Below are 14,367 nucleotides of genomic sequence, written 5' to 3' on the forward strand. Positions count from 1 at the left end.
TCTCGTATAATCTTGATCTTTTCTTCTACACCTAACTTTTGCTTCCTTGGCATGACAATGCTCCCTCCATGATTGACAGTGTTTTATTTCACTGTCTCTCATAGAGGGAGCATATCAATCTGAACTTCGGGCTTTCTTTTTCAACTTTATGGGATATCCGCAAAGAGTTTCCCGCCCACCAAAAGGCCACGCCCAATCCCCAAGCTAGATAGGGCGCCTGCCCCCACCTCATCATGAAGGCATTGACCAACGGTGTGTAGAGGGGAATGTGTGGAAAACTTCCGCTACCCGCTCCGATCCACTCCGCCATGAGCCACACTGCATACGGAACCAGGAGTAAAGCCACCACAACCAGAGCGATCCATAGGACAATTCGAAGCGGAATCGTATAGCTCCTCTCTCCCCGTTCCAGGTCTACCCCAAGCAAGCAACACACTCCCTGCATGATGGTCCATCCCAGAGCAAACATGGCACAGGGTAGCACAATCAATCTCAAAAACAGATACGGAAACATTGTGTAGCGTGTCCAGGCCACCTCCTGTGCCCAGGGAACCGCCTGCCCATACGCAACAAACAACCCCAAACAGAATACAGCCCCAACCCCGAAGCCTTTCCAAGCCATTCTTTTTCGCTGAAAGTCCGGCGGCCCGTACAAAAGCGTATTGGCATCCGTATCCAGCACCCGGGCAATGTTCCGGATCATATCCACATCTGGTTTGCTTTTTCCCATCTCATAATTGGAAATAGTTTGCCGGGTCACATAGAGCATCTGCGCCAACTGCTCCTGGGTCAGCCCTTTGGCCTCCCGCAGAGTACGAATGTTTTTCCCCACATCTGTCATAGCCCCTCACCTCAAAATCATCATAGGTCATTGGCACTTGCTTGTCTAGCAAAGTTTCTTTGCGCAGGTATTTTGAACCTAACGATGCTTGGAATGACGCAAAAACACAAAGGTGTTCTCATCGGATCGAGTGGAGTCGTAGTGGTAGTCCAGGCCGTCAAAGTTGGTAACCTCCTCTACCCGGGTCACTTGATTCTGGGCCAGAAAACGCACCATCTCACCCCGGGTCATTTTGCAGGCTGTCCCCTTCTCCATCACTCTTCCGTCTTTCTCCTCCCCAAACACACAGGTGATCCAGCGCACACCGGCGGGCAGGTGCTTGGAGATCGCCACACTATACTCTTTGGAGGCCAGGTTGAGGATACAGTTGGTTTCCTCGGCCAAGATTTGTGCCAACCGTACTCCCCAGAATTCATACAAATTTTTGCTTTTCCCCACTCGAAGTTTCGCCTGCATTTCCAGTCGATACGAGGTCACCCCGTCAAAGGGCTTGAGCACACCGTAGGAACCGGACAAAATGCGCAGGTGGTCCTGGATGTAGTCGTATTCCTGCTGGGTAAACACCCCGGGAGCCATATACCGATACTGAATCCCCTCATAGGCCAAAACCGCAGGGGTCAGATTGCGGCGCAGATCCATCTGCCGCAACCGCTCTACATTTAATTTTGCAATGGCATCGTTGCATTTCCAAAGCTTCTTCAGTCCCTCATCGGACATGCCCTGCATGGTCTTGCAAAGACGCTCTGTGTCTTGCAAAAAGGCGGGCAACTCCTTCCAGGGAAGGGTATCCGTATCCACTCTCATTTTCTTTGCCGGAGAGATGATGATTTTCATGGGTGTTCCTCCGAAATTCCAGACTATACTCATACCATATCACATGAAATGCAGTCCGGCAACACCTACAGAGGTGTCAATTCGCTCCCTCTGTAGGAACAGAGGAGTTGGGACATCTGGAGATGATCGGGACCATCGTCCACCAGCTCACTCGCAACCTCACCCAGGAGCAGCTGCGGGACGGGGGCTTCGCCCCCTATTTCATCGACCATACCACCGGTGTGTACCCCACAGCCGCCTCCGGCTCCCCCTGGAATGCCGCTGGCATCGGCGTCAAGGGGGACGTCATTGCGGACTTGACAGAAAATATGGCTGCCGAGCAAAAGGCTCGCGTGACCTACGACAACATTCTGCGCATGTCCGATGATCCCGATGTCAACGACGTCATTCGATTCCTGCGGGAGCGGGAAATCGTCCACTTCCAGCGATTTGGTGAGGCCATCTACCGAGCCAAAGAGCGCATGGACCAGAAAAACATCTATCTCACCAACCCCGCCTTCGACCAAAAGCGATGACAAAACCCCGGCAGCGAATGTTTTATTCGCTGCCGGGGCCTTTTTTATTTCTTCTGGGGAACAATCTCGATCCAATATCCATCCGGATCGGTGATAAAATAAATACCCATAGCGGGATTTTCGTAACAAATGCATCCCATCTCCTGGTGGCGGGCATGGAGACCATCGTAATCGTCGGTGACAAAGGCCAAGTGGAACTCACACTCGCCCAGATTGTAAGGCTCGGTGCGGTCCCGCAACCACGTCAGCTCCAGCTGAAATTCAGTCTGTCCATCGCCCAGATACACCAGTTTGAAGGAACCATCCTCCGCCAAGTGCTCCCGCACCGGCTCCAGATCCAAGGCCTTCCGGTAAAACTCCAGGCTCTTGCCCAAATCTAGCACATTGAAATTAAAGTGTTGAAATTGAATCATAGGGGTCACTCCTCCCAGTGGTTTACACGGGTTCCATTATATCCGACCCACTGCATTCTTGCAACTAAGTTGACGAAAAATTGAAAACCACTTACAATGAATACACCACCCCCATTCTCAGGAGGCACAACTATGGACCTAACGTTTCTCACTCAAACTCCCCTGTTTCGCAACATCCAAGCCCCTGATATTCCTGCCATGTTGGAGTGCCTCCGGGCCCGTGAACAGTCCTTTTCCAAAGGGCAAACCATCTATGATGCCGGAGACTGTGTCACCGCCATGGGTATGGTACTGGAGGGCAGTGTACAGATTCTGCGAGACGACTTCTGGGGCCACAGCAGCATTCTCTCCACCTTACAACCCGGCCACATGTTCGCAGAGACCTATGCCTGCGTGCCTAACCAGCCGCTGATGGTACGCGTAGTAGCTGCGCAGCCCACCACCATTCTCTTTCTGGAGACCCCGCGCATGCTGCGGGTTTGTAGCAACGGCTGCGGATTTCACCAGAGGCTGGTGGAAAACTTGCTCATGATCTCCGCGCAAAAAAACCTGGAACTATCCAAAAAGATAGCCTGCACCACCGCCAAAACCATCCGGGGACGGCTGCTGACCTACCTGTCCCAACAGGCGGCTCAACACCAGTCACCCTCGTTTGCCATTCCCTTTAACCGGCAGCAATTGGCGGATTATCTCAATGTGGAGCGCAGCGCACTCTCCAATGAACTGGGAAAAATGCAGCGGGACGGACTGTTGCAAGTGGATGGAAAGTTTTTTGTGCTCATGCCGGACGCCACCGCCGAGGTATAGCTTTCTGCTGGAAGGAAAAATACATTGCCTTCCTGGCAATTTTCGTATAGAATAGATACAAATTATGTTCGAATTCAAGGAGGACGCAACATGCGTGACTTTTTGCCCATTTCCAAGGCAGATATGGAGCAGCGTGGATGGGACCAGTGCGATTTCGTCTATGTCATCGGAGATGCCTATGTGGATCATCCTTCCTTTGGCCACGCCATCATCAGCCACGTGCTGGAAGCAGCAGGCTACAAAGTGGGTATCATCTCTCAGCCTGATTGGAAAAATCCCCAGTCCATCACCATTCTGGGCCGCCCCCGTCTTGGCTTCCTGGTCACAGGCGGAAACATGGACTCCATGGTCAACCACTACAGCGTGTCCAAAAAGCACCGCAAGATGGATGCCTTTACACCTGGTGGCGTGGTTGGGAAACGACCGGATTATGCCACGGTGGTCTACTGCAATTTGATCCGCCGGGTCTACAAGGACATTCCCATTCTCATTGGCGGCATTGAAGCCAGTCTTCGACGCATGGCCCACTATGACTATTGGTCGGACAAGCTCAAGCGCTCCATTTTGCTGGACAGCCAGGCGGATCTACTGATGTACGGCATGGGGGAGCGGTCTGTGGTGGAAGTGGCTGATGCCCTGGACAGTGGTCTCAAGCCCCAGGACATCACCTTTGTAGACGGCACCGTATACCGCGCCACTCAGGTGGATTTGATGGTTCCCTACCTCACCCTTCCCTCTTACCAAGAGTTGTGTGAGGACAAGCGGAAATACGCCCAAAGTTTTTACACCCAATACTGCAATACAGACCCTTTCTCCGGAAAAACCTTGGTGGAGCCCTATGGTCCCAAGGAGTACGTCATCCAAAACCCCGCACAAAAACCCTTGAGCCAGTCTGAAATGGACCGGGTATATGGACTGCCCTACATGCGCACCTATCACCCCTCCTACGAGGCCGCCGGCGGTGTGCCCGCCATCGAAGAAGTACGATTCAGTCTGGTCTCCTGCCGTGGCTGCTTTGGCGGGTGTAGCTTCTGTGCCCTGACCTTCCATCAGGGACGTATCGTGCAAACCCGGAGCCACGAGTCCATTTTGGCTGAGGCTCAACAGATGGTATGGGAGCCGGATTTCAAGGGTTATATCCACGATGTGGGTGGCCCCACCGCCAACTTCCGCCATCCCTCTTGCAAAAAACAGCTGACCAAAGGCGTTTGCCCCACTCAGCAGTGCCTGTTCCCTCGCCCCTGCAAGAACCTAGTAGCCGATCACCGGGACTATCTATCTCTGCTGCGTAAGCTGCGCAACATCCCCGGGGTGAAAAAGGTGTTTATCCGCTCGGGTATTCGCTTTGATTATCTGCTGGCGGATACCGACGACACCTTCTTCAAGGAATTGGTGCAGCACCATGTGTCTGGACAGCTGAAAGTGGCCCCGGAACACATTGCCGACCCTGTTTTGGAGAAAATGGGCAAGCCTCCCCGAGCCGTGTATGATAAGTTCCTGTCCAAGTATAAAAAGCTCAATGAACAATTTGGTCTGAAGCAATACGTCGTGCCATACCTCATGTCCTCCCACCCTGGCTCCACCCTGAAAGAGGCCGTGGCTTTGGCTGAATATCTCCGGGACTTGGGATATATGCCGGAACAGGTTCAGGACTTCTACCCCACTCCCTCTACGCTGTCCACAGCCATGTACTACACCGGTCTGGACCCCCGCACCATGAAGCCTGTCTATGTGCCCACCAATCCCCACGAAAAAGCCATGCAGCGTGCGCTGATTCAGTATCGTAACCCTAAGAATTACATGTTGGTGCACGAAGCCCTGGTGAAAGCCGGACGTGAAGACCTCATTGGCTATGACAAGCACTGCCTGATTCGTCCCAAAGGCGGCCAATGGGCAGGTAAAAAGCCCGTGGATGCACCCCGCCACGCATCCAACTCAAATAGAAACGGAAAATCAAAGGCCGAGCCTCCCAAGCCCACTCGTTCCAAGGAATCCCACAAGAAAAAAGCCGGGTGGGCCGTGGCCAAACCCAGCAACTCCCGCAAAAAGCGTACAGGCAGAAAGTAATCCGGTGAGAACATGAAAATTTCTGATTATTTTCCCATATGGGATCAATTGACCCCTCAGCAGCAAGATACCTTAGGGCGCTCTTCTCGCTACGCCAAGGCCAGTAAAGGCGAAATCCTTCACAATGGTTCTGCCGATTGTCTAGGACTACTTTTGGTGTGCAGCGGTCAATTGCGGGGCTATATTCTGTCGGAGGAAGGACGAGAGATCACGCTATACCGGCTTTTTGAGCAGGACATGTGTCTATTTTCCGCCTCCTGTATGTTGCAAAGCATTCAATTCGATATCCAAATCCAGGTTGAGAAGGATGCTACCTTCTGGGTAATCCCTCCCGATGTGTATAAAGCTCTCATGGAGCAGTCCGCTGCTGTGGCCAACTTCACCAACGAGGTCATGAGCACACGCTTTTCGGAGGTCATGTGGCTCATGGAGCAGGTGATGTGGAAAAGTTTTGACAAGCGTCTGGCCGACTTTTTGCTCCAGGAAAGTGTGCTGGAAGGGAGCACTCACCTGGAATTGACCCACGAAAAGATTGCCAACCACATGGGTACCGCCCGGGAAGTGGTGACCCGGATGCTGCGCTACTTCCAGCAAGAGGGCCTGGTGGCCCTTTCCCGTGGCGCAGTGGATTTGTTGGATGAAGCTACCTTAAAACAGCTGAGCCAAGCGTCGTAAAAAACAACGGCTGCTATTCCAAGGAATAGCAGCCGTTGTCCTATTCATTTGGATGTACAGGCGTTTTTAGCCTTACAAATCAGCTGGGTCATGGTGCCCATGGGGCAATACACACACCAGGAGCGAGGCTTGAACAGAACCATGGTAACCAGCCCTAACACCGTGGAGGTGAGCATCACGCTGTAAAAGCCAAAGGCAAACTGGGCCACACCGGGAGAAAACAAGGTCCCATGGTACGCCCAATGCCAAGGCAGACGGAACGTCCACAGCAAGGTCACCGCCTGGGACAGAGATTTCATCCCGGTAAACACCAGGTAGGTGTTCCACAGCATAGAGAAGAACATGAGAAAGAAGAACACCAAAAACCCGTAACGGAAGGCCTTGCTCTTCATCCAACCAGGGATATCCTGGCGGCGAGACAGCCCAAAACGACCACCCAGCAGGGAGAACAGCTGTCCACGGCCGCAATAGCGGTTGCAATAGCTCTTCTGCCCCGTGGCCACGGACAAAATTAGGGGAATGAAGAAACACAGTAGCCCCAGCCAGGCAAACAGAATATTGAAAAAGCCCAGAATGAGGTAGGCCGCGGATACAATCCAGAGGTAGTCATACCAGTGCTTTTGGTTCATCGTGCCACCTCCTCCATCCGGATAACGGACGCCGGACACTCCTTGGCACACTTCCCACACCCCACACATCGGGCAGGGTCCACTGCGGCATACAATCCGCGTTCCACCCGAATGGCAGACAAGGGGCAAACCTTTACACAGCAGCCACAGGCAACGCACACCGCCTGATCCACCACTGCACGTCGTTTTGTTGGACTCATAGCATTGACCTCCTAAACTCGATGGAAGGTATCATACTATGCGCCACATCAAAGTTCTGTGACCAGATCACACTTCAGCAGAAAGCTGTTCAAAGACCTGTTTGGCAATGTCCGCGGATTCCTTGGCATCTTTGGCGTAAAAATCTGCGCCAATTTGCTGGGCGTATTCCGGTGTCAACACTGCGCCACCCACCATCACCTTGCAGGGCAAGCCGGCCCGGCGCAGCTGCACAATGGTCTCCTCCATGCTCTTGACAGTGGTGGTCATCAGGGCTGACAGGCCCACCAAGGGGGCCTTGTGCTGCCGTGTGGCCTCCACCACCTTCTCGGGGTCCACGTCCCGTCCCAAATCGACCACCATGTATCCGTAATTCTCCAAAAGCACCTTCACGATGTTCTTACCAATGTCGTGTATATCTCCCTTGACGGTGGCAAGGACGATGGTTCCCCGCTCCACCTGGGCTTGTCCGCTACCCGACATGTGTTGACGGATCACGTCAAAGGCAGCCTGCGCCGCTCCTGCCGACTGAATCAGCTGGGGCAGAAATACTTTATTCTGCTCAAAATCACTGCCCACCCGATCCAGCGCCGGAATCAGCTTCTCATTGATGATGACCATGGGCTCGTATTGTTCCAACAACGCCTGGGTAGCAGCGGCAGCTTCCGCCTTCCACCCTGCCTGCACCGCCTCTTCCAAGGTCTTGCCCCCTGCAGCTTGCGGGGATGCATTCGTGGTCGTTTGGCTGGTGATGGAGGTGGATACCGTGGCATTTCCATAGGCCGCAATGAAGTCTGCGGCATTTTCATCCACGGTGGTCAGCAGATGGAAACACCGGACCGCCGCCATCATTGCGTCCAGATTGGGGTTGATGATGGGCAAATCCAAACCGGCGGCCATGGCCATGGTCAAAAAGTTCTGATTGACCAAACTGCGGGCAGGAAGCCCGAAGGAGATGTTGGACACCCCCAGCACCGTCTTCAGACCCAGCTCCTCCTTCACTTGACGAAGGGAGGTCAAGGTCTGCACCGCACCGGTGGGCTCTGCGGAGACAGTGAGGGTCAGACAGTCAATGTACACGTCCTGCTTGGCAATGCCGTACTCCTGTGCCCGCTGCAAAATGTGGCGGGCGATGTCCACACGCTGTTGGGCTCCCTGGGGGATTCCCTTCTCGTCCAAGGTCAGGCCCACCACTGCTGCCCCATACTTTTTCACCAGAGGCAGGATGTGGCAGCTGGTAGCATCTTCTCCGTTGACGGAATTGACGATGGCCTTGCCGCAGTATACCCGCAGGGCATCGGCCAGCACCTGGGGATCGGTGGAGTCCAGCTGCAAAGGAGCATCGGTGATCCCCTGGATGGCCTTCACCGCCTCCACCATCATCTCTTTTTCGTTGATGTCAGGCAAGCCCACGTTGACATCCAAAATGTCCGCGCCTGCCTCCACCTGCTCCAGGGCCTGGCCCAGCATATAGTCCACATCGCCCCGGCGCAAAGCTTCCTTCATCAGCTTTTTCCCTGTGGGGTTAATGCGTTCCCCGATGACGCGCACCCGGTCAATGGGTACCACCCTGGTGGCGCTGCACACCGCAGGAGGCACTTGGCGTGGCACATGGCGCACCTGGGTCTGGCTGAGGGCATCCCGCAACAGGCGGATGTACTCTGGTGTAGTACCACAGCAGCCGCCAAACACCTGTACCCCCAACTGGGCACATTGGGCCAAGCTTTGAGCAAACTCTTCCGGGGTAATGTCGTATCCCGAACCATCGGGATGGGGCAGCCCGGCGTTGGGCTTGAGCACCACCGGCAACGTAGTCCAAGCAATCAACTCTTCCACCAAAGGAGGCATCTCCCGCGGGCCTAAGGAGCAGTTGATACCAATAGCATCTGCCCCCATACCCTCCAGCGTCAAAGCTGCACAGGCGGGACGGCACCCCAGGAAGGTGCGTCCCGTTGCCTCATAGGTCATAGTGACCATCACAGGCAGATCGCTGTTTTCCTTGACAGCCAGCAGGGCCGCCCGGGCCTCCTGCAGGTCTGTCATGGTTTCGATGACCGCCAAATCGGCTCCGGCGGCTACGCCGGCCCGGACCACCTGGGCAAAAATATCCACCGCTTCTTCAAATTCCAGCGTTCCCGTGGGCTCAAGCAGCTGTCCAATGGGCCCGATATCCAGCGCCACCAGCCCCCTGCCCTGAGCCGCCTGCTTGGCCAGAAAGACTGCAGCGCGGACCACTTCTTCCACGGTCGCTCCGCAGTGAGACAGTTTCTCCCGGTTGGCGCCAAAGGTATTGGCATACACGATATGACTTCCCGCATCCAGATAGGAGCTATGGATGTCCAGAAGCCATTCAGGGTGCTCCAAGGCCACTAATTCGGGGGTTGCTCCCGTGGGAAGGCCTTTGGCTTGCAGCATGGTGCCCATGGCACCATCCAACAAAACAGGCTGGCCGGAGGCCAGTAAGTTACGCAGATCCACAGTGTCCACCTGCCTTTCGATATTGACAATGATCTCCCGCCGGACAGCTGATGCAGCTGCGTTTGGCGCTGGACACCGGCGCAGAGGCCACGCCAATGAGCGCTGTCACCGATTTTCGCGGGGTTAAAATATGGCTGGAGCTGGCACACAGCCCCAATTTACGAGGCGCGTCCAGCAGAGATAAGAAAGGTCCCTGCACCGAAAGCGGCAGGTCTCCATAGCCTGGGCTGTACCGAAACGGGAAGTAGCACTGAGGATATTGGGCGTGGATTTGCTCCTCCACCCAATCACACAGCTGTTCTACCGCCGCGGTAGCACAGCAATCCAGACAGAGAGCTCGCAGCATATCCCGGCTCTCCGCCTGACGGATGAGCTGATCCACCTGAGACGAAAGGGTGGCACAAAACAGCACCACCTCATGGCAGCCATCCAAGTGGGAAGAAATATCCTTGCCCGGTAGGAGTAGGCCGCTGGATAGACACACACCCTCTTTTTGATGAGAAATGGGCAACGCACGAGAGGTCCACCGAGGCCGCGCCATCTTCACCATCTGATCGGCACAGGCCTCTACCATCTGTTTCAACGATGCATCTGCCTGTTCTGGGGGACATCCCATATAGCGCAGCACTTCAGAGATGTCTATGGCTGTCAGTATAAATTCCTTTTCCTTCATACACTGCGGATGGCGGAGATGCTGTCGCTGATTTGGCGGGCCACTTGAGGATTGTTCATGGTATACAGATGGATGCCATCCACTCCCGCCGCAATCAAATCGGAAATCTGGTCAATGGCATAGGCAATGCCCGCCTCCCGCATAGCCTGGGGGTGGTCCCCATAGCGGGCCAAAATGCGGGTCAGCTTTCGGGGCATAGAGGCCCCGCACATAGACACCATACGCTGAATGGACGCCTTGCTCAGCACTGGCATAATGCCCGCCTCGATGGGCACGTCAATGCCAGCCAATCGGCAACGCTCCAAAAAGCGGAGAAAATCATCATTATCAAAAAACAACTGGCTGACCAGATGCGTGGCACCTGCATCCACCTTTTGTTTCAGATACCGAATATCCGAGACAATATCCGGGCTTTCCGGATGTCCTTCCGGGTAGCAGGCGCCAGAGATGCCAAAATCTCCGTGCTCACGAATCCAGGACACCAGATCGTTGGCGTGGAGAAAATCCGTATGAGACCCCACATTGGGGTTGTGGTCCCCCCGCAAGGCAAGGATATTCTCCACCCCGCCAGCCTTCAAAGTCTCCAGGATTTCCAGAGAACTCTCTTTGGTGCAGCCCACACAGGTCAGGTGGGCCATGGCCGGAATGTGGTATTTCTGTTCAATCATACAGGCAATTTCCTGGGTGGACTGATTCACCGCCCCGGAGCCACCGGCACCGTAGGTCACACTGATAAAATCCGGCCGGATATCTTTCAGCCCATCCAGCGTCTGATAGATGCTGTCAATGGGAGAATCCTTCTTGGGAGGGAAGATTTCACAAGAGAAAACCGGGCGTCCTCGACCAAACAATTCTGCAATTTTCATAGGGCACCTCACTCGTTTGCTTTTTTTCGCTAAACAGCTTATGTTTGTAAAGTATACAGGAAGCATAGGCAAAATGCAAGATTCTCCACGGAAGTTTACAGGGATGTTAAATTTTTATTAACCGGAATTATTGTGCCACTGTTTGCCCCAATGTAGAAAAAACAGCCAGAAATTCATTTTACAGATAAAAAGTTGTCAGACCTCGCCGGTTTCTGTAAATTTTAGTCTGCTATTGTTATCTACTGTTGGAAGAAAAATGAAAGAATTGCAAAAATGCAAGTTCAAGATTTTATCTTGCAAGAAAAGAGTGGTTGACAAGTGAATACCATGTTTGATACTCTACGTATAGAATGTTAAATTTCAAACTATGTCACGGAAAAGAGGTTTCGGTCTATGAGCGTGTTGTTGGAAGAATTCATTCTCCCCCCCGCCTTGGAAAAAATCCTGGACAATAGCCCCAGCATCATCATCCCCAAGACGGAAGAGATGCTGTATGGCCTGATTTTTGGCAATAACACCAATACCAATCAGGTGGATGTCTGCTACAAGGTCAACGGAGAGCTGGTTAAGGAAGCCGTGGTGTCTCGTTGCAAAAATGGTGCCGCCGTAAACTTCACCGAGGACTATATGCGTCGTCGCGATCCCGACTGTATGCGCATTGGCGACGATCAGCCCACGGATAAGCCTCGCTTCCGGGATGTGTACGGCTACGACTTCGATAAACTGAAGACAGAGACTTACCGCTGGTTGGCCCGTCAGGAGCTGATTCTGGTTCCCTTCATGGCTGGTGGTAAAGAGTACGGCTACGAGGCTCTGTTGGTCTGCCCCAGAAATGCAGCTTTCTTCGCCTTTGCCCTCTCCCAGCTTCAGGCCTTTGTCAATGCCAAGGATATCCACAACTTTGAGCCTCGTGCCATTGTCTACGTGGCTCCTCCCTTCCGTCACACCCACTTCAATGGCAAGCAAGTGTGCGTGCATAACCGTGTGGATGGTCGCCATGAGGTGTTTTCCTACAACCTGTATCCCGGCCCCTCTGCCAAGAAGGGTATCTACAGTGTGCTGCTGGATATTGGCGAACAGGAGGGTTGGGTCACCGCCCACGCCTCTGCCGCCCGCATTGTCACCCCTTATGAAAACGAGATGGTGATGATGCACGAGGGCGCTTCCGGCGGCGGTAAGAGCGAGCTACTGCAAGATGTACATCGTGTACCTGACGGCCGAGTGTTGCTGGGTACCAACCTGGAAAACGGGGAAAAAGACTATCTGCACATGAGTGATACCTGTACCATTCACCCTGTCACCGATGACATGGCCATCTGCCACCCCTCCTTCCAGAGTGGTAGCGGAAAGCTGGCTTTGTATGACGGTGAGGACGGTTGGTTCCTCCGGGTAGACGGCATCACCGAGTACGGCAGCGATCCCATGTACGAGCGCATTACCATCCAGAGCAAAAAGCCCCTGATGTTCTTTAACATTGATGGTGTGCCTGGAGCTACCTGTCTGATCTGGGATCACACTATGGATTCCACCGGGAAGCCCTGCCCCAACCCCCGTGTGATTATCCCCCGCAAAATGGTGGACAATATCGTGGAATCTCCCGTGGAAGTGGATGTTCGCAGCTTCGGCGTGCGTATGCCCCCCTCCTCGGCCGCTCACCCGGACTACGGCATTATGGGACTGATGCACATCATCCCCCCTGCTCTGGCTTGGCTGTGGCGTCTGGTGGCTCCTCGCGGCTTTAAGAATCCCAGCATCAGCGGAAACTCCCCCCTGGCCAGTGAGGGCGTGGGCTCCTATTGGCCCTTTGCCACTGGCTTAAAGGTGGTTCAGGCCAACCTGCTGCTGGAACAGATCCTCAACTGCCCCAACACCAAATACGTGCTCATTCCCAATCAGCACATCGGCGTGTACCGCATTGGATTTGCTGCCGAGTGGATTGCCCGTGAATACTTGGCCCGCCGTGGCGGCGTGAACATGAAGATGGATCGTCTCGCCCCCGCTCCCTGTGCCCTGCTGGGATACTGCATGAAGGAGATGAAGGTGGACGGCCAGGAGATCCGTACCACGTTCCTCCATCCGGAGACCCAGGAGCAGATGGGTATGGAAGGTTACCAAAAGGGTGCTCAGATCCTCTACGACTTCTTCGCCAAGGAACTGGAAGCTTTCGACGTGGAAGAGCTTCATCCCGTGGGCAAAGAAATTCTGGAATGCTTCAAAAAGCGTGGTACTGTGGAAGATTACTGTGCCATCACTCCCCTGGGCCTGAAATAATGAGCACGATCCCCCTCTCAGTTTTCCAGCATGCTGAGAGGGGGATTTTTTTAGAATTCTCTTGCCCCAAGCGCGGATTTCAGATATGATAGAGGTAATAAGAATTGTAGTCGGAGGATCAGACCATGACTTTGGAAATCTGTGTAGATAGTGTGGAATCCGCTCAGGCCGCAGTGGCGGGTGGAGCAACTCGCCTGGAACTGTGCGGAAACCTGATTATCGGCGGAACCAGCCCAAGCCCCTTCCTGATCGAAGCGGTGCAGCAACTAGGTGTCCCCGTCCGTGTTCTGTTACGCCCCCGCTTCGGTGATTTTCTGTATACCCAATCTGAAAAGGAAATCCTGCTCAAGGAAGTGGAAATGTGTCGTTCCATGGGAGTAGATGGCGTGGTGTTGGGTGCTTTGCAGGCAGATGGCAGCTTGGATGTCCCTTTCCTGTCCACACTAATTTCCGCTGCCGGCTCCCTGGGTAAAACACTGCACCGAGCTTTTGATGTGTGTGTGGATGCCCAGCAAGGATTGGAAACCGCCATTCAGCTAGGCTTTGACACCATTCTGACCTCGGGACAAGCTGCCACCGCCAAAGAGGGGGTGGAGACACTGTCTCAGATGCACCAGCAAGCCAATGGCCGGATCACCTTGTTGGCGGGCAGTGGCGTCTCTCCTGAGAACATCGACTTCATCCGTCAGCACACGGGGATCAATGCATTTCACATGTCTGCCAAGCGCACCGTGGACAGCGGGATGAAGTGCCGCCGGGACGGTGTGCCCATGGGGCTACCATTTGCCAGCGAGTACCAGAATTTTTACACGGACGAATCTGTTGTGCGCAAAGCACGTCAGATTTTAGAAAGCGAAAATTAAAATTTTACGAGTAATATTCACCAAAAATTTACCTGCAATTTTGTGGATGAGACCGGTATTATTGTTTTTACCTAAAACCCTATTGACAAACTCCCGCGTATTTTATAGTATTTATCCAGATGCTTGGATTGTTACCGCGGAAGCGGGCAAAACCGGGACTCACCTTGACGAAATTACAGAGCAAAGTGTCTGGGCGGTGCCCAATTCTCTGTTATGGGTGAGGCCTGGTTTTTCTCT

The 14,367-nt window shown here is 53.8% G+C and carries 13 protein-coding genes and 1 pseudogene; 6 read left to right on the forward strand and 8 right to left on the reverse strand.

From position 1 onward, the window contains the following. Window positions 1-88 precede the first annotated feature (88 nt). Window positions 89-841: a helix-turn-helix transcriptional regulator gene (locus tag B5G37_RS08605; protein WP_087256471.1), complete on the reverse strand. Its 753-nt coding sequence runs from the start codon at window positions 839-841 to the stop codon at window positions 89-91. 78 nt (window positions 842-919) lie between these two features. Further along, window positions 920-1,675, reverse strand: coding sequence for a peroxide stress protein YaaA (yaaA, locus tag B5G37_RS08610; RefSeq protein ID WP_087256473.1), 756 nt, complete (start codon window positions 1,673-1,675; stop codon window positions 920-922). Window positions 1,676-1,767: 92 nt separating this feature from the next. Here yaaA and B5G37_RS08615 point away from each other — a divergent pair. Then, window positions 1,768-2,190, forward strand: a pseudogene (locus B5G37_RS08615) (manganese catalase family protein); the annotation flags it as partial. A gap of 44 nt (window positions 2,191-2,234) precedes the next feature. Here the strand turns inward: B5G37_RS08615 and B5G37_RS08620 are convergent. Continuing rightward, the gene (locus tag B5G37_RS08620; protein WP_087256481.1) at window positions 2,235-2,603 is read right to left on the reverse strand and encodes a VOC family protein; all 369 of its coding nucleotides are present in this window, start codon (window positions 2,601-2,603) and stop codon (window positions 2,235-2,237) included. A 132-nt stretch (window positions 2,604-2,735) separates the two neighbouring features. Between B5G37_RS08620 and B5G37_RS08625 the strand changes: the two genes are divergently transcribed. The 3 genes from B5G37_RS08625 (at window position 2,736) to B5G37_RS08635 (ending at window position 6,152) form a co-directional block, all read left to right on the forward strand. Next, complete coding sequence (locus tag B5G37_RS08625) at window positions 2,736-3,410, forward strand: Crp/Fnr family transcriptional regulator (RefSeq protein WP_087256483.1); 675 nt, start codon at window positions 2,736-2,738, stop codon at window positions 3,408-3,410. Between the two features lie 90 nt (window positions 3,411-3,500). After that, on the forward strand, window positions 3,501-5,477 hold the full coding sequence (locus tag B5G37_RS08630) for a YgiQ family radical SAM protein (protein WP_087256485.1): 1,977 nt from the start codon (window positions 3,501-3,503) through the stop codon (window positions 5,475-5,477). A gap of 12 nt (window positions 5,478-5,489) precedes the next feature. Further along, window positions 5,490-6,152, forward strand: a complete 663-nt coding sequence (locus tag B5G37_RS08635) for a Crp/Fnr family transcriptional regulator (protein WP_087256487.1) — start codon at window positions 5,490-5,492, stop codon at window positions 6,150-6,152. Between the two features lie 44 nt (window positions 6,153-6,196). Here B5G37_RS08635 and B5G37_RS08640 read toward each other — a convergent pair whose 3' ends face one another. The 5 genes from B5G37_RS08640 to metF form a co-directional block, all read right to left on the reverse strand. Continuing rightward, window positions 6,197-6,781 (reverse strand): hypothetical protein, encoded by a 585-nt coding sequence (locus tag B5G37_RS08640; RefSeq protein ID WP_087256490.1) that lies wholly within the window; start codon window positions 6,779-6,781, stop codon window positions 6,197-6,199. Next, window positions 6,778-6,981: a 4Fe-4S binding protein gene (locus tag B5G37_RS08645; RefSeq protein WP_087256493.1), complete on the reverse strand. Its 204-nt coding sequence runs from the start codon at window positions 6,979-6,981 to the stop codon at window positions 6,778-6,780. Before B5G37_RS08645 ends, B5G37_RS08640 begins: the two co-directional genes overlap by 4 nt. Window positions 6,982-7,048: 67 nt before the next feature. Continuing rightward, entirely contained in the window at window positions 7,049-9,457 is a 2,409-nt protein-coding gene (locus tag B5G37_RS08650; protein WP_087256496.1) for a homocysteine S-methyltransferase family protein, read from the reverse strand. Then, window positions 9,444-10,040, reverse strand: a complete 597-nt coding sequence (locus tag B5G37_RS08655) for a hypothetical protein (protein WP_087256500.1) — start codon at window positions 10,038-10,040, stop codon at window positions 9,444-9,446. The genes B5G37_RS08650 and B5G37_RS08655 overlap by 14 nt, the downstream gene beginning before the upstream one ends. 86 nt (window positions 10,041-10,126) lie before the next feature. After that, on the reverse strand, window positions 10,127-10,996 hold the full coding sequence (gene metF / locus B5G37_RS08660) for a methylenetetrahydrofolate reductase [NAD(P)H] (RefSeq protein WP_087256502.1): 870 nt from the start codon (window positions 10,994-10,996) through the stop codon (window positions 10,127-10,129). A gap of 393 nt (window positions 10,997-11,389) precedes the next feature. Here metF and B5G37_RS08665 point away from each other — a divergent pair, with 393 nt between their 5' ends. Next, window positions 11,390-13,267, forward strand: coding sequence for a DUF4914 family protein (locus B5G37_RS08665; RefSeq protein WP_087256504.1), 1,878 nt, complete (start codon window positions 11,390-11,392; stop codon window positions 13,265-13,267). A 125-nt stretch (window positions 13,268-13,392) separates the two neighbouring features. Further along, window positions 13,393-14,130 carry a copper homeostasis protein CutC gene (locus tag B5G37_RS08670; protein WP_087256506.1) on the forward strand — a complete coding sequence of 246 codons (738 nt, stop codon included), beginning with the start codon at window positions 13,393-13,395 and terminating at the stop codon, window positions 14,128-14,130. The last annotated feature ends 237 nt before the right edge of the window (window positions 14,131-14,367 follow it).

Source organism: Pseudoflavonifractor sp. An85 (genome assembly GCF_002161235.1).
GTDB lineage: Bacteria > Bacillota > Clostridia > Oscillospirales > Oscillospiraceae > Enterenecus.